At 65.3% G+C, this 22893-nt stretch carries 21 protein-coding genes; 8 read left to right on the forward strand and 13 right to left on the reverse strand.

The features are described 5' to 3' along the window. Nucleotides 1-157: 157 nt before the first annotated feature. The 3 genes from G6N48_RS07860 to G6N48_RS07870 form a co-directional block, all read right to left on the reverse strand. Entirely contained in the window at nt 158-406 is a 249-nt protein-coding gene (locus tag G6N48_RS07860) for a hypothetical protein (protein WP_232066568.1), read from the reverse strand. Further along, nucleotides 360-590: a DUF6400 family protein gene (locus G6N48_RS07865; protein ID WP_085271574.1), complete on the reverse strand. Its 231-nt coding sequence runs from the start codon at nt 588-590 to the stop codon at nt 360-362. Before G6N48_RS07865 ends, G6N48_RS07860 begins: the two co-directional genes overlap by 47 nt. A 189-nt stretch (nt 591-779) precedes the next feature. Next, nucleotides 780-2354 (reverse strand): wax ester/triacylglycerol synthase domain-containing protein, encoded by a 1575-nt coding sequence (locus tag G6N48_RS07870; RefSeq protein ID WP_232066569.1) that lies wholly within the window; start codon nt 2352-2354, stop codon nt 780-782. 707 nt (nt 2355-3061) lie between these two features. On the opposite strand from G6N48_RS07870, the gene G6N48_RS07875 reads away from it, so the two are divergent. Together G6N48_RS07875 and G6N48_RS07880 are read left to right on the forward strand one after the other, a co-directional pair. Continuing rightward, entirely contained in the window at nt 3062-3865 is an 804-nt protein-coding gene (locus tag G6N48_RS07875) for a transglutaminase-like domain-containing protein (protein WP_179969858.1), read from the forward strand. A 128-nt stretch (nt 3866-3993) separates the two neighbouring features. Next, the gene (locus tag G6N48_RS07880; RefSeq protein WP_085271577.1) at nt 3994-4452 is read left to right on the forward strand and encodes a DUF5994 family protein; all 459 of its coding nucleotides are present in this window, start codon (nt 3994-3996) and stop codon (nt 4450-4452) included. Nucleotides 4453-4550: 98 nt separating this feature from the next. On the opposite strand, the gene G6N48_RS28130 is transcribed toward G6N48_RS07880, so the two are convergent. Continuing rightward, the gene (locus tag G6N48_RS28130; protein WP_232066570.1) at nt 4551-5192 is read right to left on the reverse strand and encodes a DUF5994 family protein; all 642 of its coding nucleotides are present in this window, start codon (nt 5190-5192) and stop codon (nt 4551-4553) included. 815 nt (nt 5193-6007) lie between these two features. Here G6N48_RS28130 and G6N48_RS07890 point away from each other — a divergent pair. The 3 genes from G6N48_RS07890 (at nt 6008) to G6N48_RS07900 (ending at nt 9518) form a co-directional block, all read left to right on the forward strand. Continuing rightward, entirely contained in the window at nt 6008-6211 is a 204-nt protein-coding gene (locus G6N48_RS07890; RefSeq protein WP_085271578.1) for a cold-shock protein, read from the forward strand. Nucleotides 6212-7023: 812 nt separating this feature from the next. Beyond that, nucleotides 7024-8658, forward strand: a complete 1635-nt coding sequence (locus tag G6N48_RS07895) for a fatty acyl-AMP ligase (RefSeq protein ID WP_085271579.1) — start codon at nt 7024-7026, stop codon at nt 8656-8658. A gap of 56 nt (nt 8659-8714) precedes the next feature. Then, nucleotides 8715-9518 (forward strand): GAF and ANTAR domain-containing protein, encoded by an 804-nt coding sequence (locus tag G6N48_RS07900; protein ID WP_085271580.1) that lies wholly within the window; start codon nt 8715-8717, stop codon nt 9516-9518. A gap of 8 nt (nt 9519-9526) precedes the next feature. Here G6N48_RS07900 and G6N48_RS07905 read toward each other — a convergent pair whose 3' ends face one another. From G6N48_RS07905 to G6N48_RS07940, 8 genes are all read right to left on the reverse strand, one after another. Next, a complete protein-coding gene (locus G6N48_RS07905) occupies nt 9527-10282 on the reverse strand; it encodes a GAF and ANTAR domain-containing protein (RefSeq protein ID WP_085271646.1) in 756 nt (251 codons plus the stop codon). A 39-nt stretch (nt 10283-10321) separates the two neighbouring features. Next, nucleotides 10322-11029 (reverse strand): GAF and ANTAR domain-containing protein, encoded by a 708-nt coding sequence (locus G6N48_RS07910; RefSeq protein ID WP_085271581.1) that lies wholly within the window; start codon nt 11027-11029, stop codon nt 10322-10324. Nucleotides 11030-11164: 135 nt separating this feature from the next. Further along, nucleotides 11165-12412: a fatty acid desaturase family protein gene (locus G6N48_RS07915; RefSeq protein WP_085271582.1), complete on the reverse strand. Its 1248-nt coding sequence runs from the start codon at nt 12410-12412 to the stop codon at nt 11165-11167. Nucleotides 12413-12898: 486 nt separating this feature from the next. Beyond that, nucleotides 12899-14071: a PP2C family protein-serine/threonine phosphatase gene (locus tag G6N48_RS07920; protein WP_139825999.1), complete on the reverse strand. Its 1173-nt coding sequence runs from the start codon at nt 14069-14071 to the stop codon at nt 12899-12901. Next, nucleotides 14068-14868: an alpha/beta fold hydrolase gene (locus G6N48_RS07925; RefSeq protein WP_085271584.1), complete on the reverse strand. Its 801-nt coding sequence runs from the start codon at nt 14866-14868 to the stop codon at nt 14068-14070. The genes G6N48_RS07920 and G6N48_RS07925 overlap by 4 nt, the downstream gene beginning before the upstream one ends. 159 nt (nt 14869-15027) lie before the next feature. After that, nucleotides 15028-16050 carry a glycosyltransferase gene (locus G6N48_RS07930; RefSeq protein WP_085271647.1) on the reverse strand — a complete coding sequence of 341 codons (1023 nt, stop codon included), beginning with the start codon at nt 16048-16050 and terminating at the stop codon, nt 15028-15030. Continuing rightward, a complete protein-coding gene (locus tag G6N48_RS07935) occupies nt 16047-17180 on the reverse strand; it encodes a glycosyltransferase (RefSeq protein ID WP_232066571.1) in 1134 nt (377 codons plus the stop codon). Before G6N48_RS07935 ends, G6N48_RS07930 begins: the two co-directional genes overlap by 4 nt. A 508-nt stretch (nt 17181-17688) precedes the next feature. Further along, on the reverse strand, nt 17689-17889 hold the full coding sequence (locus G6N48_RS07940) for a hypothetical protein (RefSeq protein ID WP_085271586.1): 201 nt from the start codon (nt 17887-17889) through the stop codon (nt 17689-17691). A gap of 432 nt (nt 17890-18321) precedes the next feature. On the opposite strand from G6N48_RS07940, the gene G6N48_RS07945 reads away from it, so the two are divergent. Beyond that, a complete protein-coding gene (locus G6N48_RS07945) occupies nt 18322-18858 on the forward strand; it encodes a hypothetical protein (RefSeq protein ID WP_085271587.1) in 537 nt (178 codons plus the stop codon). Nucleotides 18859-18899: 41 nt separating this feature from the next. On the opposite strand, the gene G6N48_RS07950 is transcribed toward G6N48_RS07945, so the two are convergent. After that, the gene (locus tag G6N48_RS07950; RefSeq protein WP_085271588.1) at nt 18900-19634 is read right to left on the reverse strand and encodes a PAS and ANTAR domain-containing protein; all 735 of its coding nucleotides are present in this window, start codon (nt 19632-19634) and stop codon (nt 18900-18902) included. Between the two features lie 529 nt (nt 19635-20163). Here G6N48_RS07950 and G6N48_RS07955 point away from each other — a divergent pair. Further along, the gene (locus tag G6N48_RS07955; RefSeq protein WP_085271589.1) at nt 20164-20631 is read left to right on the forward strand and encodes a glucose-6-phosphate dehydrogenase; all 468 of its coding nucleotides are present in this window, start codon (nt 20164-20166) and stop codon (nt 20629-20631) included. Between the two features lie 187 nt (nt 20632-20818). Continuing rightward, nucleotides 20819-22723, forward strand: a complete 1905-nt coding sequence (gene fadD32, locus G6N48_RS07960) for a long-chain-fatty-acid--AMP ligase FadD32 (RefSeq protein WP_085271590.1) — start codon at nt 20819-20821, stop codon at nt 22721-22723. Nucleotides 22724-22893: the final 170 nt, after the last annotated feature.

Raw genomic sequence — 22893 nt, forward strand, 5'->3', positions numbered from 1 at the left:
TGAGTCTGCTGATCGGAAACCGGAGAACGGGACGTGAACCAGGGACTGTAGCTCGTCCGGCGTCGAACCAGGTGCTGTAGCTCGTCCGGTGCAAATGACACGGCGCGCGCCGCGTCCTATCAGCGATACCCCGGCGTGGGGCGCGCAAACACCAGGTTCACGCGGTGCGGCGATGGGTGTCGGTCGACCAGAGATGGCCGCAATCCGAGCATTGCAGGTGGACCAGCGTCCCCCTGTTGCTCAGCAGGTACTGCCAGTGCGTATCGCAATTGCGCGTGCTCGCGCAGTCACCACACCGGGCGCGGTGATCGCAGCGCGGGCAGGGCAGCCATGCGCGGCGGCTGCGGTCGGCGGTCGGGTCAATCGGAAACACGATCGGCCGTTCGTGCGGGAAGGACGCCGGCACGGACCAACTCCTCGTAGATCCGCTGCTGCTCTGCGTCCAGGTTCGAGTAAAGCATGTCGTGGGCCGTCTGTTCTTCGCCGAGCACCGCGATGGGATCCCAGTCCTCGTTCATCGCCTCGAGCACCGCGCTGCGCCGACGCGCCTCGTCGAGGGTCATGTCGTAGGCAAAATCAAAGTAGGCCATCGCGCTCCCAGCCGTTAGATACACAAACGAACGGTTAGGATGCCCTCATTAGCGCTGGTCAAGCTATGACTCGCGTCACTTTTCGCGGTTGAAATTCGTCACATCGCCGAGCAATCTGCTGTGCGTTCCGGGTCGAATCCGGTGCCGGTGCGCAGTGGCGGTGACGTGCCTTTGCGACAGCGCCGCGACTTACTTCAACCTGTCCTTCGACCTGTCGTAGCCTCTGCCTCGTGCCCGATTCGCGGGGTGTGACATCAGCTCACTGACGACGGAGCGGCCCTGGCCCCGGGGAGACTCCTGCGCGGCCGCCATCAAAATATCGAGGGAGCGCGCGATCCCGGTCGCGAGATCGTCGACCGCAGGCACGTTGTCGGGGCACGCGCACACGCTCACATCCAGAGCGTCACCGCGGGAGGTCAGCGCGATGTTCAACCCGCTTTCCGCGGCTAGTGGCGCCACGGTGTGCATACCGACGACCTTGGCCCCCGCGCAATATGCGGGCGCCGCCTCACCGGCGATGTACGAGACACGGCCGTGACATATCGGCTCGAGCCGGTGTCGCAGGCCCGATCGGGTGTAGAGCTGCATGCCGATGCGCGCCAAGCTCGGCGGCACCAGCGAAGCCACTGTCGCCAAATCAACTGAGGGATACCCTTTTTCGCTGGCACCACTACGGATGGCATTCAGCCTTTCGGTGGCGGTATGGAGGTTGGCGAGGACTTGCACCGGGTCGTCGAGGTGTACCGGGATGCGAAGTCGCCCGACAGTCAACGACTTACCGGCGGCCGGGGGGTCCGTGGCCGGCAACTCGAACGGCATCCGCATGAGCAGCGGGTCGCTGGGCACCTTGTCGTGCTGTTTCAACCAAGCACGCAGCGAAAGGGTGCAAGCGGCCAGCACCACGTTGGGAATGCTGCCCCCGAACGCGTCGCTGACCGCCTTGACGTCTGCCAGCCGAATCGAGGAGAAGGCAACTGCACGCCGCCCGGTCAGCGGCGCGTTGAAAACTGTGTGCGGCACCGGCCCGCTCGTCGGCGATACTGCCGGCGTCATGGAGTCCCGTCCGGCGGTGCCGGACAGCCGGACGCTCATGGCCCGCAGCACGTTGGACATGGTCTCGGCAATCAGCCACACACCGGTGACATAGTTCTCGGCGATCTCGGCCATTACACCGGTGACGACTTCGCCGACGGAGGGAGCGCAGCCGAGGCTCGGCTCGGTCGGCAGGTTGCTGCTCGCGTCGGCATGCGGCGCCGTAGTCAGCAGCCGCGGCCACATGGACGCCATCCCCGCCGCGCCGTCGTTCAGCGCAGGTGACATCTTCACCGCCAGCGCCCACCGGCCACCCGCGAGACCGTTGATGCTCCAGGCTTCCCACAGCTGGTTGTATCGATGCGGTCGGCCGGTGCTCAAGGTCGCGACGAGATCGGCCAACTCGCGACGGCCGCCTGGAGCGCGCACCGTTGCGCAGTGAATTTGCGGATCGGGGTCGTAGTCCTCAATCTCGGCCCACAAGGGTTGCCCCACCCCGAACGGCTTGGTCACCAGTCGGCTGCGGAACCGCGCCAGCCGCGGCAACGACCCGGCTAAGAGCCGGCGTAGCCGCTCATGGCTGAGCTGATCAGACGCTTCGATGATGACCAGCGATACCGTGTGGGCGGGAACGGTTGAGCTCTGTGTATGCAGCGACAGCGCATCAATGCCCGACAACCGCGTAACCATCAGCGCACCATCCCTTTTCCCACGAAACCTGCTGCGGCCCAAGCCCGACGGGCGTCGGTGACGAGTGCGTCACCCCGCTTCGGACAGCTACTTGTTCAACTCGGCAAGCTGAGGAGCTCAACGAGCACGACAACCTTATTGTCTTTGGCGTCAAAAACGGTTGAGGCACTGGACGGTCGGCCGCAGGATGCGTCACCGCGTGGCCACCCGGCACGCGTGAAGTGATTGCGGGCACTCACCTGCGTCACGTCGACGCTCCCGTCTTGACCGCGACACCGGCCAAATCAAATCGGATCGGCGACGACATACCAAGAACGGGGACGAACGGGAATACCGCCAATTGCTTTTCAGCCTACTCTGATCCGGTGCAGAAAACAGCGTCATGGCCGACGGGTCGAGCCGAAATCGCGTCGGCTCCAGCGGAGAACTTCTGCGTTTGTGCACACAGCGAAGAGTCGATGGCGGCCAGCCTGGTGCTGGCTGCTTAACACCACAGTTGCGCACCAACGGCCATCTAGCAACGGACTACAAACGCAACCTGCCCAATCAGTTGCTGCCTTCCACGGTAGACGAGACGCGCTGATATTAGAAGATTCGGCGAGGACGGCGGTATCGCAGATGGAGCCGACACGGCGGCGGCGGCAGACCCTCGGGTCAGTGCTGCAGCGACGACGTCGGCTGACCCGCCGGCCCGTAACAACGCTGCCCCTCGCCTGGCGGATCGCCGATATTTGGCGCAGTATCGCGGGATGAGACGTGAAGTGGGCGCCGAGATCGAAGTCGAAATCACCGCCCCCACCACGCTGGAGTTTCAGATTGCCGTTGCACCGCATCCGCGAACCGAGGTCTTCGAATCGCTACGATTCGTCTTGAACGGAAGACCCGTCCAGCCGTTGGAGGTCAGCGGGGTGCATGGCAACCGCATCCACAAGTTCGATGTGGAAATGGGCACACTGAAGGTCGACTATGCGGCGACGATCGTGGGGCAGACCGACCCGGCGCCGGTGACCGAATACGACCTGTCCATGTATCTTCGACCCAGCCGCTACGCCGAGGCCGATAAGTTCTATGGTTTCGCTGCAACCGAATTCGGCACATACGACGATTCGGCGACGCTGTTGGAGAATGTAAGCTCGTGGGTGGGCACCAGGCTGAACTACGTGCCCGGCTCCAGCGATCCGATCGACGGGGCGGTGGACACCCTGCTCTCCGGCAAAGGTGTCTGCCGGGACTACGCGCACCTGGTGGTGGCCCTGCTGCGGGCGGTCAACGTCCCTGCCCGCCTGGTGGCCGTGTACGCGCCGGGCCTGTACCCCATGGACTTTCACGCGGTGGCCGAGGCTTTCGTCGAGGGGCAATGGCGGGTGGTCGACGCGACGTTGCTCGCGCCACGGCAAACCCTGGTGCGCATAGCCACCGGCCGCGACGCCGCCGACACGGCGTTCCTCGACAACCACAAGGGCCAGATCGAGCTCAAGCAGCTGACCGTGACCGCGGTCGTGGACGGCGACCTGCCGGCGGACTCGATCGACCAATTGATTTCCATCCGCTGAGACGCGCCCACCGGGCCAGCCGAGTAGGGTAAACGCATCGGCGATCTTTCGTACCTGACTATTCAGAGCCATGTCGTCGCCGAATCGAACGATCTGACCGGTCTCGCGGTCAAGACGGGAGCGTCGCTATGACGCTGAAAAAAGACAACCTCGACGTTGGGCACCGGCATGCTCCGCCCGAACGCACGCCGCGTCTGAGGCTGAAGTCCAAGGCCCCCCGCAGCGGTTACGTCGACGGTGCATGGTGGCCCCACAGTGACGACCTCACCGCAGAGCTGCCGGACCTGTTGTCGGTCCTCTCAGTCAGGCTCGGGCCGATCGGGCGCGTGGTTTACCGCATGTCCGAATGGGACACGCCGCCAACCAAATTGGCGACGGACGGGCGCACGGTACGACTCGACGGATATCGCCTCCAGCCGGCCAATACCGTCGAAGTGATTGGCCTTGATTCCACGAAGATCGTGTTGTTGGTTGTCCCCCCGCACGCCGACCCGGCCCAGGCACATGCCGTCATGATGACCTCGGCAGGCCCCGGCAACGACTCGACCGTCGAGAAGCTCCTCATCACCAGTGTCGCCGACGGCTGAGAACTCGTCATCAACCGCGCGTAAAGCCTTGGGACATCGACGGATTCCCGATGCGGCCCGGTCGGGTGCGTCCCTGGCCGGCGCCGCATCGGCGGATGTCAGGCGGAACCGGGCTCGTTTCGATCCTGACAACTTTGAGCTATCGCTCCGGAGTTAACCCGGGCCGTGGCGCGCGCTTCGAACATTCGCTCACCGCGGGCCACCCGGACGATGGATTCGGCGATATGAAAGGCGCGTGAATCACGATGCGCCTCCAATACGGGCAGGCCGGCGGCTTGGCGCAGCACCATGACCGCAAGCGCGGTAGCAGTCCGGTGCGGAACGATCAGCAAGGTCGCCCGCGCATCCCGGCCGCCAACGGTCATGAGGTGTGGGCGTATCCCCTGCCACCAGTCCCAATTGAGGTCGTGCTGGCGTTGCAACGATGACCAGTTGACGTCGATCTCGGTGATCGGGCCCAGCCGGGCGTCCATTATGGCCACCAATTCAGCCAACTCCCGCGAGATCATCGAGGTGCGGGGCCACCACGCGCCATCGATCTTGCTCCCGAGCCGGTGTGCCAGAGTGAGCCGCACCGGGCTGGCGGGGCGCCTGGGTCCTGTCCTGATCGCGCACGCCAAGGGATCCGCCAGCGCTGCAGTCGTCCACTCGTGCGGTTGCTCGATAGGGCCTGCGATCACGTCTACCGGCGAATTCCGTCGAGAAATAGTGGCACCTGACGGCGCACCTGCTCGCTTCATGCGGCAACCCTTCGCAGTTCGATTCGGTCATCCCGGAAACGGGCCGACGGCGAATCACATTGGCCCGTGATCTCGATGGGAATGCCGTACGAGGCACCGAGCCTACCGTTGACGACGAAACGGCTCGTGTTAACGACGCTACGCCGCGATTCAATTTTTTGCGATCACACGGGTGGAGCGACCGCACTCGCGCGGGCCATCGTGCTGCATGGCTTCACCCGTCCGAATTCAGTTGGCCACCTTGGAAGACCATTGCATCGTACGGCGTACGCCGCTGCGGTACAAGTGATTTCGCCGAAGCAACCGCAGCTTGTTCCGGGCCCACTCGCAGTCGAGCCCCGCGCCGTCGGATCGCCGACCGGCGGGGCGTACACTCTGGGAACAGGGACCGACACAGGCCCCAAAAATCAAAGGGCCGCAATGTCTGACAAATCCCCAAGACAGAGCATGACCAAGAAATCGGCTAAATCTTTGAAACAGAAACGTGCCGCCAAGCGCACGAAGGCAGCCGAGGCGCTACCGGGAGATGCGCTGGTCCATTCCAAGAACCGTTAAGGCCCAACGCATCTGAGTGCCCTCGGCATCCGGTGTGCCGTTGCGACGCGCGGCTGTGACGTCCGGCCGAGTAAATTCGAACTCGTGGTAAACCGCGTCCGCATTCGAATTCCGCCGAGCTTTCCGGGCGTAACCCCCGCGACGATCGACGACCGCTCCGCGACCTCCACGCAAAATAAATTTGCGGTGCGGGGCGTGTTACGCTCCTGGTTGTGGATGTATCGAAATTAATGTCCACACTGAAGTAGAGAGAAGTCGCTATGACGCAGGGAACCGTCAAATGGTTCAACAACGACAAGGGTTTTGGTTTCATCGCCCCTGACGGCGGCGCAAAGGATGTGTTCGTCCATCATTCCGAAATCCAAGGGGACGGCTTTCACTCCCTCGAGGAGAATCAGCGAGTCGAGTTTGAAATCAATCAGGGTCCTAAAGGCCCACAAGCGGTGGGAGTGACCGCCATCTAGCAACGGACAGAAACCTCCGGGAGCATCACCCCTGGCTGCACTACCGGCCTCGTCACCCAGCCTCCGAGGGTCTGAGCAACGTTTCGAGCGGCTTCCGATGGCGGATGAGGAGTCCGCATTTTCGTGCGCCGTGCGCATTGCACTTTTGTCGTCCGGTGTGACTTTGCGCGCGTATCCGCCGCCTGACACGGCTGCGGTCGACCGGCCTGGCGTCGCGGATTAAGCAGCGCGCCCGTCCGGCGACGGTCGCCGACAAAATTTTTTCGAAGAAGCGCGTCTCTGGGTCCGTCAGAATCCGCTGCTCGCGCGAAAACACGGGCGGCACTCGCACGGCAACGGAGGTTTTCCATTACGGAATGCGCCGCTGCGATATCGTTGATGGTGGTTGACTCCCCAGCCTGTCGGAAACGACCGGCGGCGATCCGTTGAGGTCCCCGCCAGTAACGGTTCCGCATCGCCTGAATGGCCATACGGTCACGAATTCGTGCTGTGGGCCAGACATCGACGGAGTCGTATGCCCGGGGGCTCAAGGGCAGTCACTGAAGTTAACGGCGGCTTGAGCGCGCCTTCGCGCCTCTTTGCCGGTCGTTACGTAGCATCAACGCGTCTGAACTGCTCGACCCCTCGCTTTGACCGGCGTGACGGTGCGCGCTTCAAGGGGGCAGGCGTACCGGCCGTAATAGCGGTCAGCCTCCGTCTCCGTCCGCGGCAGTCACGCCCATTCAGCGCTTTACCGCATCACGTGTGTCTGCCATCCAAAGCCTCAGTCGTCCCCTGCGGGCACCCGCCGGGGGCGAAGCGAAAGGGAGATCTTGAGTAAGTTCACCGAAACCATGTACGGCACCGCGCAGTCCAGTTGCAACGGGCTGGTCACCGGGGAGCCGAACTGCCCGGTCCGGCATACCTGGGGCGAGGTGCACGAGCGGGCCCGTTGCATCGCGGGTGGCTTGGCCGCCGCCGGGGTCGATCGCGGCGATGCCGTGGCGGTGCTGGCCGGTGCCCCAGCCGAGATTGCGCCCACAGGTCAGGGCGTGTGGATGCGCGGTGCCAGCCTCACCATGCTCCACCAGCCCACCGCCCGCACCGATCTTGTGCGCTGGGCCGAGGAGACCACCGCGGTCGTCAAGATGATCGGCGCCGAAACGGTCGTCATCTCGGATCCGTTCATGGCCGCGGCGCCGTTGCTGTCCCAGCTGGGTATGCGGGTGCTGACCATCGAGCGGCTGCTTGGCAGCCGCCCGGTCAATCCGGTCGACACCGACGACGACGACATCGCGTTGCTGCAATTGACGTCGGGTTCCACCGGATCGCCCAAGGCCGTGCGGATCACCCACCGCAATGTCGTTGCAAACGCCGAGGCGATGTTCGTCGGCGCAAAGGTCGACATCGACACCGACGTGATCGTGAGCTGGCTGCCGCTCTTCCACGACATGGGAATGACCGGCTTCTTAATCGTGCCAATGTTTTTCGGTGCCGAATTGGTCAAGGTCACCCCGATCGACTTCCTGCGCGACATCCTGCTGTGGGCCAAGCTGATCGACAAGTACAAGGGCACCATGACCGCGGCGCCGAACTTCGCCTACACACTGCTCGCCAAACGCCTCCGCAAGCTGGCCGAACCGGGCAAGTTCGACTTGTCCAGCCTGCGATGGGCGCTGTCCGGTTCCGAACAGGTCGAACCGGCCGACGTCGAATACCTCTGTGAAGCGGGGCGACCGTTCGGGTTGCGTCCCGAGGCGATCCTGCCCGCCTACGGAATGGCCGAGGCCACCGTCGCGGTGTCGTTCTCTGAGTGCGGCGCGGGCCTGTTGATCGACGAGGTCGACGCCGACCTGCTGGCGCTGCTGCACCGAGCCGTCCCCGCGACCAAGGGCAAGACCCGGCGGCTGGCCACACTCGGACGCCTCCTCGATGGGCTGGAGGCGCGCGTCGTCGGCGAAGACGGCAGCATCCTTTCGGCCCGCACCGTCGGGGTTATCGAGGTGCGTGGAGAACCGGTGACGCTGGGTTACGAGACGATGGCCGGTTTCGTCACGGCGCAGGACGCACAGGGCTGGTACGACACCGGCGATCTGGGCTATCTCACCGAGGCGGGCCGCATCGTCGTGTGCGGCCGGGTCAAGGACGTGATCATCATGGCCGGGCGAAACATTTACCCGACCGACATCGAGCGCGCCGCCGCGCGTGTCGCCGGCGTGCGGGCCGGCGGTGCCGTCGCAGTGCGCCTGCAAGCAGGTCACTCCCGCGAGACGTTCGCGGTCGCTGTGGAGTCCAACGAATGGCAAGACGCGGCCGAGGTGCGTCGCATCGAGCAACAAGTGGCACACGAGGTGGTCAGCGAGGTCGATGTCCGGCCACGCAACGTCGTGGTGCTCGAGCCCGGAACGATCCCGAAGACACCGTCGGGCAAGCTGCGGCGCGCCCATACGTTGGCGCTCATCGGCTGATCTCGGGTACCGACGGCGACTATGTTGTAGACCGAGAGTGCACGCGAGGAGGCGTATTGGCCGACTTCGACGCCCAACCCAACCGCATGGTGCCGCCAGTACCGAAACTCTCCCCCACTCAGCGGGAGGCGGACGAGGCCGAGCTCTACGCGGGGCTGCGCGGAGTGGCCGGGATTGTGGCCGGTGGCCGTGTGGTGATCGACATCCTCCGGGACGTGGCGGAGTTCGCCGCGCAGGCGATTCCGGGCGCCGACGGTGTCGGCGTCGCGTTGATCGATCCGGAGCACGGTATATCCAGCATCCACACCTGGGCGGCGACGGCGGTGATCGTGCACGACATCGACACGGTGCAATACGGCGAACTGCACGAGGGCCCGTGCATCACCTGCATGGAGTCCAAACGCCCCACCGTGAGCGGATCGCTGGGCAGTGACATCCGTTGGCCGCACTTCGGTGGGCGGGTGGCCCGCATGCGCATGCACTCCGCGTTAGCGTTGCCGCTGATCGTCGGCGACCAGGTGATCGGTTCGATCAACGCCTACGCGGCAACCCGCGACGCGTTCGCCGATCACGCGGTCCAGTTAGGGTCGCAATTCGCCAAATCCGCAGCCGTTTCGGTGTACAACGCCCAGCTGCTGGCCGTGGCGCATGAACGGACACTGCGATTGCAGCGCGCTTTGGACAGCCGGTCGGTGATCGATCAGGCGATCGGCATCATCCGTAGCCGATCGGGCGCGGGTGCGGACGAAGCGTTCGAACGACTGGCCCACATCAGCCAGACCGAAAACGTCAAACTCCACATCGTCGCCGAACGGCTGGTCGAGGAGGCCGCGCGGCGCGCCCGGGCGCGCCATCGCTGAGGCGCCATCTACTGTGGCCCGGCGCGGAGTTCGTCTAACTCGGCCACGATGAGCAGCCGCGAGTACCGATCTGTCATCAACCTGCGGGCAACGTCCGTCATATGCTCGCCGTTGGCGCGTGCATAGGTCCGCAACAGCTTGAAGGCATCCTGCACGGAGACATCCAGCATTTGACGAAGCAGGCCCTTGGCCTGCTCGACAACGACGCGACCGGTCAGTACCGAGCGCAGTTGCGGGAGCACGGTCGACGGTGTGGGCGGGCGTTCCTGCAGGATCGCCACGGATGCGATGTGAGTGAGGGTTTGCCCCACCAGAAGGTCGGCCTCGCTGAGTTCGCCGCGGCGGGTGCCGAACAAGCCGAGCGCGCCCAACACGATGCCGGCGGCCCGCATCGGCACCGCGTGCACCGACGCGAAGCCGGCGTCGATCGCGGCCGGAACGAACCGTGGCCACCGCGCCACCGCTCCCTGCACGTCGGCGACGGACACCGGTTGACCGCTGGCATAGCAGTCCACGCATGGGCCCTCGTCGGCCTGCAGCTGGAACAGCTCCAGCTCGCGGGCCTGCTCCGAGGTGGCGGCCAGCAGGCGGAGCTGGTTCAGCGGGTCGGCCAGCAGAAAACCCGCGGCTTCGATGTCTAGCAAGTCAGCACAACGCTCTGTCAGGCCGGTCAGCAGGTCGACCACATCGAAGTCGTCGAGCAGGCTGTCGACGATCGATACGACAGCGTCCAGCACACGCGTTTCACGAGGAGCCCCAGTCACGCTGTCCTCCTTCCTGGCTGTGGCGGCCATCAACGCACATCAGTCCTCCTCGAGCCGCAGACGCCGGTCGAGGATGTCTCGGGCGACGTCGGTGGCGCTGCGGCCGGTGGCGTAGGCATGGGCCCGCAGCCGGATCAACGCCTCGGCCGGCTCCACTTCGAGTTGGGCGACGAGCATCCCGGTTGCCTGGCTGACCTCCGCGCGACTCAGCGCGTTCAGTTCGGCCCAGGCGTTGCTGTGGGGGTCTGCGACGGCGGCCTGCAGGTCTGCGTCCAGGAGATCCAGCAGGGGAATGCCCGCGAGTTCCGCGGCGGCGACGGCACTGGCCAGTTCGTCGCCTGGCAGCGGACCCGGCTGCGCGCGGAACAGGTCGAGCGCTCCGACGAACTCACCGGCGACCACGACGGGTATGGCATAAACGCCCCTGATCTGGTTGGCAAGCATCGCGGGGCCGTAGGCGGGCCAACGTGCCTCCTCGGGATCGGCGAGGTCCACGACCAGAATCGGGATCCGCCTGACGACAGACTCCAGGCAGGGTCCCTCTCCCAGAACGAACTGGAGTTCGTCGTACCTGCGGGCGGGCTCGCCGCTAGCTCCCAGTGTCCCGTTGCTCGCACCGTCGAAGACGATCGAGATCGCAGCCGCGTCAATGTCGAGTAGGACCACACAGGCCTCGCACAAGCGGTCCGCGGCGTCTACCCCGCGCCGGCCTTGAACAGCAGCGCGGAGTTGCTCGGGGATTGCCACATTTAGCCGAACAGGCGCCGGGCGGCCGTGCCGGCGCCCTCGCGGCTCGTCGGGGAAGTCATCCCCCCAGCCTTTCACTAGTTGGACGCTTTTACGAGCGTGTGCCGCTGTCGCTTCTGGCGTTGTCGAGGGCGGTCAGCGGTGAACCGACCGAGGGCTTCGGCGCCCGACGGAGTTGTTGCGGGCCAGTATCGCCGTCGACAATCCTCGTCGCTTTGTGTTGTTGCCGGGTCCCGATCGTGTCACCGGCTCCCCCGCGGACCGAAACCTGTTCTCCGAAGCGGTTTCCGGCGCGTCATCAGAGGACGCGAACAGAAACCGGTCCGGGAGCGCCAGCTTGCAGATTGTGCGCACCGTGAGCAGGAGCTGGCGGACCAACGGACCGGTCGTGTACGGCAGGTCGTATGTGACGCACAGAGCGCGCACCTGTGCGGCGATCTCGGCATACCGGTTACTCGGCAGATCGGGGAAGAGGTGGTGTTCGATTTGGTAGCAGAGGTTTCCGCTCATGAACGCCATGACCGGCCCGGCGTTGAAGTTCGCCGCGCCAAGCATTTGGCGCAGATACCATTCGGCCTTGGTCTCACCGTCGAGGACCGATGCGCTGAACTTTTCCGCACCATCCGTGAAGTGACCACAGACGATCACCAGATATGCCCACACATTGCGAAGCCCGTTGGCCACCACGTTGGCGCCCAGGGTCCGGCGCCACCGCCCGCGGCTGAGTGCCGGGAACAGCACATAGTCCTTGCAGGTCTGCCGAGCGATCTTGCGGCGCAGGGCTTTTGCATGGGCCGATCTGCCGGATTGCGTCTGCTCGCGCTCCTGGACCGAATACAAGCAGTGCAGCGCCACGCCCCACTCGAACAGGAGCGCCAGCAGAGCCGCGCGCAACGGCTGCGCCAGCGCGACGGGCCGCCATGCGTCGTCCCGAGTGACGCGCATGATGCCGAATCCCAGGTCGTCGTCGACGCCGACGACGTTCGCGAAGACGTGGTGCCGGTAGTTGTGGGAGTGCCGCCACTGCGACGAGAGACCTGCCATGTCCCACTCCCAGGTACTGGAATGGATTTCGGGGTCGTTCATCCAATCCCATTGGCCGTGGCTGATGTTATGGCCGAGCTCCATGTTCTCGATGCACTTGGCCGCGGCCAGGGCCGCGGTCCCGACGGCCCATCCGCGCCTGCCCCGGCTCGCGGCGATGACCAGCCGCGCCGCGGCCTCGAGGCACCGCTGAAAAGCGATCGCGCGCACGATGTATGCCCGATCCTTGGCACCGCGCGAAACCGCGATCTCGGAACGGATCGCGTCCAGGTCGGCCGCGAACGCCTCGAGGTCTTCGTGGCTCAGATGTGCGTAGGCAGGTACGTCGGTAATAGCCATTGAAATCAATGCGAGTCGGGCACGCTGAGCGGCGTACGCGCGACGACGCGCGGCCAGGGGCAGTTCGCGAACCGCAGCATGAGGAGTTACGTCCGATCAGTGGGTCGTCAGTCGCCAGTGAGACGCGACGTCAGGGTCGGGGTCAGTGAGGCCGGATGGTTGCGGGTCAGCAGAACTGCGGCATCGCGTGACGAATCACTGTTCGTCGGCCGCGAATACGGCTGAACTACTGCTGCAGTCGCCGCGTTGCCCTCGTCACCGGAGTCGGACGGTACGGCGGCCTGCTCGGTCCCTAGGGATCCAGTGAGCGTTGAGCCATCTGCTCTCTACACCTGCCTTAGCCGGCTCTACGCCATGAGCCCTGACCGCATGGTTCGGGGCACACTCATGCTGGTGCATGGTCGACCTCGAAGCTACACGAATGTGCGGATCCGCGGCAGTGCGCATGGCGGATGGCGATCGCATGAGTTCCCGGGCCGGCGCGGCTTACCCGGCCTCACCGGCGCACAGGGGCACGCCGAGCGCGAGCACCGCGACGTCGTCCTCGACCCCCGGACCGAGGCGGTCGAGTAAAGCTTGGACGGCTTCGACGATGGCTGACGCCGTCGCCGGCGCGTTGGATGCTGCGAATCGCAGCAGGGCGCCTCGATCGTCGAATCGTTCGCGGCCGACCCCGGTACCGGCCTCGGTGAGTCCGTCTGTGTAGAGCACCAACGTGTCGCCGGGACCGAGGTGGAAGCGGGTGGCCACGAAGCGCGGTTGCGTGATGAGACCCACGGCGTGACCGCCGACGCTGTCTACGTAGTGGGCACCGCCGTCAGCGTCCAGGCGCAACGGAGGTGGATGGCCGCCGCTGCCGAGCTCGACGTCGAAGCCATCTCCCCGCTTGGTCAGATTGCCGTAGACGACGGTGCAGAAGCTCTCGTGCCGGGTGCCGAGCTTCTGCCCAAGCACGGCGTGCAGATTGTGCAGCACCTGCTCCGGGTCGTCGTCAGACACGGCCGCCGAGCGCAGCACATACCTGGTCAGTCCGGTGACCACGGCCGCCTCGACCCCTTTGCCCACGACATCGCCGAGAAAAAAGCCCCACTTGGTGCGGGACAGCGGAAAGAGATCGTAGAAGTCGCCGCCCACGTCGTCGTCGGAGGCGGTGTAGTAATAGTCCGCCGCGTCCAATCCGCCAGGAGGTGACAGCACGGGCGGCAGCAGCGAGCGACGAAGTGTGTCGGCGAACAACCGCACCCGGTCGTGCTCGGCCTCGGCTCGCCGCCGTTCTTCCAAGAGCTCTCGCTCGTAGGCCCGGCGGTCTGCCGCATCGACCGCGCTGATTCGCAGCAGTTCCGGCCGGCCGAGCGCGCTGGTCTTGACGTTGATGGTGAGAAACATGGGCAGGCGTCCGCCGTCGGCTGCCACGAGGTCGACCGTGACACCGTTGAGCTCACCGCTCATGCGAAGTAATGGCTCGAAATGGGTTTCGTAGTGGATGCGACTCCCAGCGGCGAACAGGTCGCTGAATAATCTGCCCTGCAGCGCATTTCGATCGAAACCCAACCAGCGCATCATCGTCACGTTGGCCCGGACGATGCGACCATCGGGTTCGGCGATGAGGTGGCCGCAGGGGCTGTTCTCCCAGAAGTCCTCCAGGCTCGGCTCGGTCATGCCCATCTGGCGAAAGCCGAAATCGCCGATGCGGTGGCATCAGGGGCGCTCAGTTGGGGGCAATGGCCAGTTGCCTCCAACGTGACCAGTCGACTGTCCGGGATATGTTCATTGACGTAGGCGCCGACCTCGCGCGGCGCGATCGCGTCCTGTGCGCACTCGATCACCAGCGTGGGAACGGGGATCCGGCCAAGGTCGTCGCGGTTGTCGGAGAGGAACGTGGCGCGGGCGAAAACGCGGGCATGCGCGGGATCGTTGCGGCAGAAGGTCTCGACCAGTTCGTCCTGCAGTTGCGGGCGGTCCGGGGTTCCCATGATGACGGGTGCCATCGCGTGCGACCAGCCCAGATAATTGAGCTCCATGGACTCGAGGAGTTCGTCGATGTCGGATTGCGAAAAACCGCCCCGATAGCCGTCGTCGTCGACGTAACGCGGCGAAGGCGTGAGCATCACCAGCTTGGCGAAACGGTCGGGTTCGGCGATGATCGCCAGCGCACCGATCATGGCCGCGACGGAATGCCCGACGAACACGACGTCGCGCAGGTCGAGCTCACGGACAATGTCGACGATATCGGCGGCATATCCGGCCAGCGACGAGTACTTCCGTGCGTCCCAACAAGCCGGATCGGACTCACCGCAGCCGACGTGGTCGAGGAGCAGCAGGCGAAAGTCCGGCTTCAGCCGGTCGACGACCAGACGCCACAACTGCTGATCGCAGCCGAACCCATGCGCCAGGATGATCGGTGGGCCGCCTGGCGCGCCGACGACCTGGATATTGTTCCTGGCGCAAACATCCACGCTCCCACTCTAGGCTGTCCCGGCCTTGGGCCCCGGATGCTTGCGCGGGCAGGGTAATCGTGCACAAAGTCCCGATTCCACCGGCGACGGTGGTCGTGTCAGCGACTCAGCGGACGCGCCCCGGCCGGGCAACGCCAAGCGATCCACGCGCGGCGAAAATCACTGCCGCACAGTCGATAGGCGTCGTGCGTGTTGCAGCGTCGAGATCACCGCCAAGGTCGCCTCAGCACCCTGGTTACTGTCCACCCCGTCCGCGTGCAGCGCGTCATAACCGCCACCCGTTTCCGGATCCCACATCGGCTCCCCCGCATCGTTGTCGCCCATGAACCAGTTCGCCGCGGCCTTGACCCCGCCGGGCCAGATCGGGTTGGCGTCGATCGCCGCGGCACGTGCACACGCGTCGGCAAGGGTGGAGACTTCGATGGGCCGCTGGTCGAAGCCGGGCCGGACGTCCCCGTGGCCTCTACCCCCCACGGGGGTGGGCGACAGATGGCCGTCCGCCGTTTCGACCGCGACCAGCCACGCCAACAAGTCCAGGCCGCGCTGACTCAGCGTCGCATCGCTGAGCGCAGTACCGGCCGCGATCATCGCCTCCGGCAGAACGGCATTCGCGTGCGTGAGTCTTGCCTCGGGCCACGGCCACGTCGAGTCGACGCGTCCCGGGGGTAGGGAAGCGGCAAAGTCGATGAGCAGCGCGCGAGCCGCACGGTGGTGTGGGTCGAAGGCAAGGAGTTCGGCGGCCCCCAGAGCCGCGAACGCCATCGCCCGGGGCTGGGCCGATCGCTCCTGGGCGGCGCGCTCGAATTGCATGATGGACGAGTCGCGTGCCCAGGCGACGTTACTGCGGGCAGCCGCGGTCCCGAGACCCCAGATGCAGCGGCCCCAGGCATCTTCGAAAGCGGGTTCGTCGACCCAGCCGCCCGTGTCGTCCATCCGATTTCGGCACGCCCCGGTCAGTGCCTGCGCGTCATTCAAAAACCGGAGGGCGAGCCCGGCCAGACCGTTCAATGCTCGGTTCGGACCGTGGTCTCGGGTCGCGACTACGAGCACCCACGCCACGTTGTCGGTGCAATAACCACCCTCGGGTGACGGCTCGGCGGAGCGCGCATGCGTCAAAGTGCCGCGCCGATCGGTCAGCCGCAGCAGATGACCGAATATCGGCTCCGGTGACGGCGTGGTCATGCCCACGCGCGTAGCTGAGCACGTACTCGACGCGCCAGCCCCAGGTACGCGCCGGCGACCACCGGCCAGGCCATCCCGGGCGCCAATCGGCGCGCCTCGGCCGCCATGGCACCGGCAAGGCGCGGCTCGGTCAGCACCCGACGCAGGGCGGCCGCCAGCGCACTCGCGTCGTCCTGTGCGACGACGATTCCGGCCCCACTGCCGAGCAACTCGAGGGCGTGCGGGAACGCGGTGGCCACGACTGGTCGGCCGCTCGCGACGGCGTCGACCAGTGCGCCCGAAGTGACCTCGTCGGGCGAGTCGTACGGGAGAACGACGACGGCCGCGGCCTGCACGAGGGCGGTCAGCGTCGGACCGTCGCGATAACCGGCATCGAAGCACACCGAATCCGCGACGCCGCCGCGCAGCGCTCGTGCGATAAGGGCCTCGCGATAGGCCTCGCCATCGGCGGCGAGCACCTTCGGGTGTGTCGGACCCGCAACCAGATAACGCGGCCGGCCGGGCAAATTACGCAGCGAGGCCATCGCGTCGATGACCCGCTCGATACCCATGCCGGGGCGCAACAGACCGCAGGTCAACAGGGTCGGTCGCCCGCCCCGTACGCACGCCGTCGCCGGTACGGACGCCCCGTGCGCGATGACGGCGACTTTGCGGCGGTCGATATCGAAGCCGCAACACAATCTCTCTCTTGCCACGTCGGACATCACGATCACCCGATTTGTCCGTGCGACAATGGCCTCGAACACGAAACGCTGCCGTCGCGTCGGGCTTTTGAGGACGCTATGAGCAATCACGAGCGACGGGACGAGCAGCCCGTCGAGGATACCTACCACTTCGTCGCCGTCGACGCCGCCGTAGACGCCTTGCTGGTGCTGGATGACGGCAACGTCGCTTCGGTTCAGCAAGTCGGTGCACGCAGAGACGGACGCCGGTGAGTCGTTGGTCAGGTCCCCGATGACCCTGGTGCTCGAGGACGGCGTGCCGTCGGACACTCGCACGATGCTGACATCGGCGCCGTGAGCGCTCAACCAGGAGGCCAGCGCGGCGCTGAACCTCGCCAGCTCACATCGCGTCGGTGGATAGGTACTCAGGATGCCGAAGCTCGGGACGTCAGAACATCCTTGGTCCACAACAAAATCCGTCGACCTTTGAATTGGAGCCAAAGCGCTCACAGCGATCCCAACTGCGGTTGACACCGGCGTGTCCGGCGTGAGCGGTTGCTCGGCGTGGCCAGCTTGAAACGGCTGACCCATCCCGGACTAGCTGGGTTTCTCGATTACCTGACGATACACCTCTGGACGCTGGATGACGCCGACGCGCAGCACGCAGGCGCCCCCGGAAGCCGCTTCATGACTCCCGGAGGCTAGGCAACACGGCACTCCCGGGGACACCGTTTGCCCTAACAGGCGGGCATACCCGCCACCACACCGGTGAAACGCCGAGAACTGCGCGCGCTGTCCGGACCGGCCCCGGGCTTCGCAGATGGCTGACTCGAGATCAGCTGCCCTACAATATCTTTCAGGCAGCGCCTCGCTCGCATCCGTCACAGCTCCGAGGCAGGCGGGCGCTCGGCGCCGAAGCAGTTGCCAACGCGATCCACACAATGCAGTTCGATGCGCGATGCCGAAGGCGCGCGGACTACGGCGCGGGGCGCTTCAGGCGCTCCTCTTTGGCCACGGCCCGGTCATTGTCGGGGCAACCGGCCCTGAAGCAGCGCCGACTGCTTTCACCCTCCGGTATTTCTTCGCCGTCGACCAGCATGTAGCGGTATTCGATTTGCTCGGGGTGGTTGCCGCCACAGTACGTGCCCGTAGGCACCTGTCGCCGGTTGAGGTGCATGTCGTGAATCCTAGACGTCGTAGCGGTCGCAGGGTGTGGGTTCGGACGCATCACCGAGTTATGACGACGTGGTGACAAACGCGTCCGGTCGCCCTCGTCGGAGCTGGCGTCGTCCGCCCAAGGGCAAACTCGTCGATGGTTCCACCGCGCAAGCCGGAGCGCCACCGGCGTGGCGGTCCCGGGGAGCTCAGTCACCCCGCGGCGGCCGGGGTGAACCACCACCGCCGAATCCCAAGTGCGGGTTAGGCGTCCGTCTCATTTCGAAGCGGTCGCACTGGGTCAGTGTGAGCCGGGCAATGATCATGTACCAAAGCCACTATGTCCTCAGGCAATTATCAGGTTTGGGTGCTTTGACCTTGGATATTCGTCTCCCAGAACACACTTCGCCACCAGCGATGGTGGAAACGTCGCCGCCAGGATCCGGGAGTCGCCATGAAAGATACGAAAGGGCCGATGCCGCCTGCAACATCCGACTTGCGCCGAGTCAGCCTCAATCCCGCGCATTGGCGTCAGTCACGGTGGTTGCTCGCGGCCGAAGCCGGCGCGACCGCGGCCCTCGGACTGGTCGGTCTGGTGGGCGTCTTTCTGGTCGCGCCAGTCGGCGTCGGCTTCTCCGTCGCCGGCCTACCTCTTACCCCCACGCTGAGTTGGGTGCTGCTTGGCGTCGGGGCGACTGCGGCAGTGTCAATGATCAATCGCCGAGTGGCATTGATGTTCACCGCGGCCACGGGTATCTGTGCCGGCGGGTTGGTCATCGTTACCGCGGTCGCCACGACTCATCAAGCTGGTGGACCAATGGGATTAGCAGCCGGTGGGATTGTTCTATGGGGCCTGCTGGCCTGCTACAACCTCGCCGTTCTGATGTGGCTTGCTCCCGACCAGCTGGAGGGACCCGAATGGATACTGAAGCGACGAAAGGCGCCGCGCAGCGCCTTGCCTGAAGATAAAGCCCGCGAGGAAGCGGGCTAGGAAGCAGCTGTCGCACCCCGGTGGCAGCCCAACAACGGTTATCAGTCGGGCGTATTCGGCGGCCTGAGGGTCAGAAGGTAGTGGTCGATAGGCGCGCGCAAGGCAGGTTGGTGATTGAGGAGTTCTGGCAATTCGAGTGTCAGTTGTTCAGCGACACTGAATAGCTTGACGTTGAGTTCTTGGGAACGCCACTTCAGCAGTTCGAAGGCGGCGTCGGCGTCAACGCGGTACGTCAGCATCAGCATTCCCTTCGCCTGCTCGATGACCTCGCGGTGGCCGACGATGACCGGCAATTCTTCGGTGATCGTCTGCTGAAGATCGGTGTGAAAGCTATCCGTGACGTCGATATAGAAGCCGCGGGTGGCGACGGTGCGACCGTCGGCATCAGTGACCGGTTCGCCGACTACCACCACCTTGCGCATTTCTCCGGTCGTGGTGCGGATCCTGTGCCGGCTGCTGAACGGGGCCGCCGACTGGGCCAACAATGCCTTGACCCTCTCCAGGTCGTCCGGATGCTTGTGACTCAAGATGAGTTCGGTGGTCGGTTCGATTTCACCGGGCTCGTAACCGTGCATCCGTGCCACGGCGTCAGTCCACGTCCACGTGCCGTCGTCGTATCGATAGGTGAAGCGGCCGACTTTCTGGGGTTCACCGCCGAGCAGAGCCTTGTCGATGGCGCGGACAGCTTGGCCGTCCGTCGCGGGGCCCTCGCTCCCGGTGGGCGACAACTCCACAGTCGTAAGTTGCTCATTAAACTGTTTTTTGCCGTCAGCCATTTTTGTGACCTTCTGCCATCGATTCGTGCCCGAATTGGCGGCGTCTGTGCGCGGGCAGGCCGGCGCACCACGCGACCTCGGTCGGAGAGTCTAGATCGCCGAAGCATTAGATCATCGTTCTGCTGCGACGGCGCATGCTAGCGCAACCCGACCAGCTTAGGTCCGAGGATACCCTGAAGCGATGGCCCTGCCCCCCGGGCTGTTGGACGTCTGGGCTGATTGGTTTCGGTCTGGATATGGCGCAAGTAGTGGGCTATCTGCCAAACGACCCTCTGGTCGTTCAGACGTCACTGCGGTGGACCGCCGTCAGTGCCCGCATCGAAGAACTGTGCGCGGCCGGAGCATCGACCGCGCCCCAGGACCCGCCCCGCCAACGTTGCCGGCGACATCGGCCCTTCGTCAACGGGAGCGGGCCACGCCGCGCGGATCGTGCCGTAGTGATCCGGGGCCGCCGTCCTGGCCAACCTCTCGCTCAACCGACCGTATGGGCGCACACTTGAGATGTCCCGTCTGATTTAGGGGAGCTGCGATGAGCGAGCAACTGTACGACTTCTTCGGCGAGATCTTCCAGCGGTACTTCAGACCCGCCATCGACGCATATCCGCGAACGGGGGGTGCGCTCGTCGGAAGGTTACTCGCGCTGAGTGACGACGTCCCCGACAGATTGGCACAGCCGCGGTGCGCCGCATTGGCATGGGGCAACACCGAGACCCCGAACGCCAGGATCACCTCGGAACTTTTCGTGATCACCCAACATGGACTGATGTATGCCGCCCGGCTGAACGAGTCGCGCCGGGCGTTGTATTACCTGGCCACGCCCCCCGTACTGTTCGATCCTTTCGTCGATCAGGCCGACACCGCCGAACTGCAACAGGGCACGGTAGTCGTGGTGGACAGCCGGTTCGGCCGCGACCTCGCATCCGCGCATCCGATGGATGCCGCGCTGCGCCGGATACTCGATGAGCACCTGGCGCTGCGGGTGGACCTGCCCGCGTGAATATTTAATTCCACCGCACGCGCCAGGGTGACCGGTCGCGCGCGGCGCCGTATGGGAAGTGGACCCACCGCAACCTGGTCAGTCTGCGGGCAGTGCGCGGCTCGGTAGGATCTGTGAGGTCCAGGGGCCAGCCGGCAGAGAGCGCGGCTCCGTCCGTCCGCTGTATGCGCGCGACAGGAGAGTTCATATGCCAGTGCCCAACCCGTACGTCGACCAAAAAACAGGACGGATCAAGCTCCCCGAACACGGCAGCCTGGTCCGTCATGTGGAGCAGTGGGCCAAGCTGCGTGGGGATCGACTGGCCTACCGCTTCCTCGATTTCTCCACCGAGCGGGATGGTGTCTACAAAGACCTGGCCTGGGCGCGGTTCAGTGCCCGCAACCGCGCCGTTGCTGCGCGCCTACAGCAGGTCACCCGGCCTGGCGATCGCGTCGCCGTGCTGGCTCCGCAGGGCCTGGACTACATGGTGGCGTTCTACGGCGCGCTGTATGCCGGCGTCATCGCGGTGCCGCTGTTCGACCCGGCGGAACCCGGGCATGTGGGCCGGCTGCACTCGGTTCTCGACGACTGCACGCCCTCGGCGATCCTGACCACCACGGATTCCGCGGAAGGAGTGCGCAAGTTCTTCCACCACCATCGTCCGGCCAAGGAACGACCCCGCGTCATCGCCGTGGATGCCATCCCCGACGAGGTCGGTCAAAGCTGGCAGCCGCCACCGGCGGACCCCGATGCCATTGCCTACCTGCAGTACACCTCAGGGTCCACCCGGGCGCCGGCCGGTGTGCAGATCACCCACCGGGCGGTGGCCACCAACCTGGCCCAACTCCTCACCGCGCTGCAGGTCGAAGAGGGCCAGCGGGGCGTAATGTGGCTGCCGCTGTTCCACGACATGGGCCTGGTCACCGCCATGGTTCCGTCGGTCATCGGACACTGCATCACGATCATGAGCCCGGCCGCCTTCGTGCGCCGCCCCATCCGGTGGATGCGAGAGCTCGGGGTCCTGGGCGATGACGACAGCCCGACTTTCTCCGCGGCGCCGAACTTCGCCTTCGAGCACGCCGCGTTGCGAGGCCTGCCCAAAGACGGTGAGCCCGAACTCGATCTGAGCAACGTGTTCGCCTTGCTCAACGGCAGCGAGCCGATTTCCACCTCGGCGATGCGCAAGTTCAACGAGGCGTTCGCCCCATACGGGCTCCCGGCCACCGCCATCAAGCCGTCCTACGGCATGGCGGAGGCGACGCTGTTCGTCTCCACCACCGACATGAAGCGAAAGGCCACCACCATTCACGTGGACCGCGACGAGCTGAGCCGCGGCCGTTTCGTTGTGGTTGCCGAAGATTCGCCTACGGCTGTTACCCAGGTGGCGTGCGGCGCGGTCTCCGTCGACCAGTGGGCCGCCATCGTCGATTCCGATACCGCCACCGAGCAACCCGACGGCCAAGTCGGCGAGATCTGGCTGCACGGCGCCAACATCGGTTCGGGCTACTGGGGCCGCGAGCAGGACACTCAGGACACCTTCGGCAACATCCTGCAGTCGCGGTGCAGTCCCTCGCACGCCGAGGGTGTGCCCGACGACGGGCTGTGGATGCGCACCGGCGACTATGGCACCTACTTTGGGGGCGAGCTGTACGTCACCGGCCGGGTCAAGGACCTGGTGATCGTCGACGGCCGCAATCACTATCCGCAAGACCTCGAGTACACCGCGCAGGAGGCCAGCCGTTCGCTGCGCGCCGGGTACGTGGCGGCCTTTTCAGTGCCGGCCCACCAGCTGCCGTCCCGGGTGTTCAATGATCCTTGCTCGGGACTCAACCATGACCCTGAGGACACTTCCGAGCAGCTGGTCGTCGTCGGCGAACGCGCCCCTGGCGCCCCCAAATCCGACATCCAGTCGATCGCCGACGATATCCGCGCCGCGGTCGCGTTGCGCCACGGCCTCACCGCGCGAGACGTGCTCCTGGTCCCGGCCGGTTCGATCCCACGCACCTCCAGCGGCAAGGTCGGCCACGCCGCCTGCCGGGCCGCCTACCTCGACGGCAGCTTACGCGGCGGCCAGATCCAAGACGCTTTACCCGCCCGCGGTTGGTCACCATAGATTCATAGCCTGCGCCGACACACCAGCGGAATCGCCGGACGGGTCTGCACGGTGAGACCTGCCAACCCCCCGGCGCCCACAGGCTCCACACGGAAAGGGTCCGAACCTAACGTAGGTTCAGGGCAATCGTTCGTCTGACTCGGGGTCAAGTGGTCGCAGGTTCAAATCCT

The organism is Mycobacterium parmense (genome assembly GCF_010730575.1).
In the GTDB taxonomy this organism is placed as follows: Bacteria; Actinomycetota; Actinomycetes; order Mycobacteriales; family Mycobacteriaceae; genus Mycobacterium; species Mycobacterium parmense.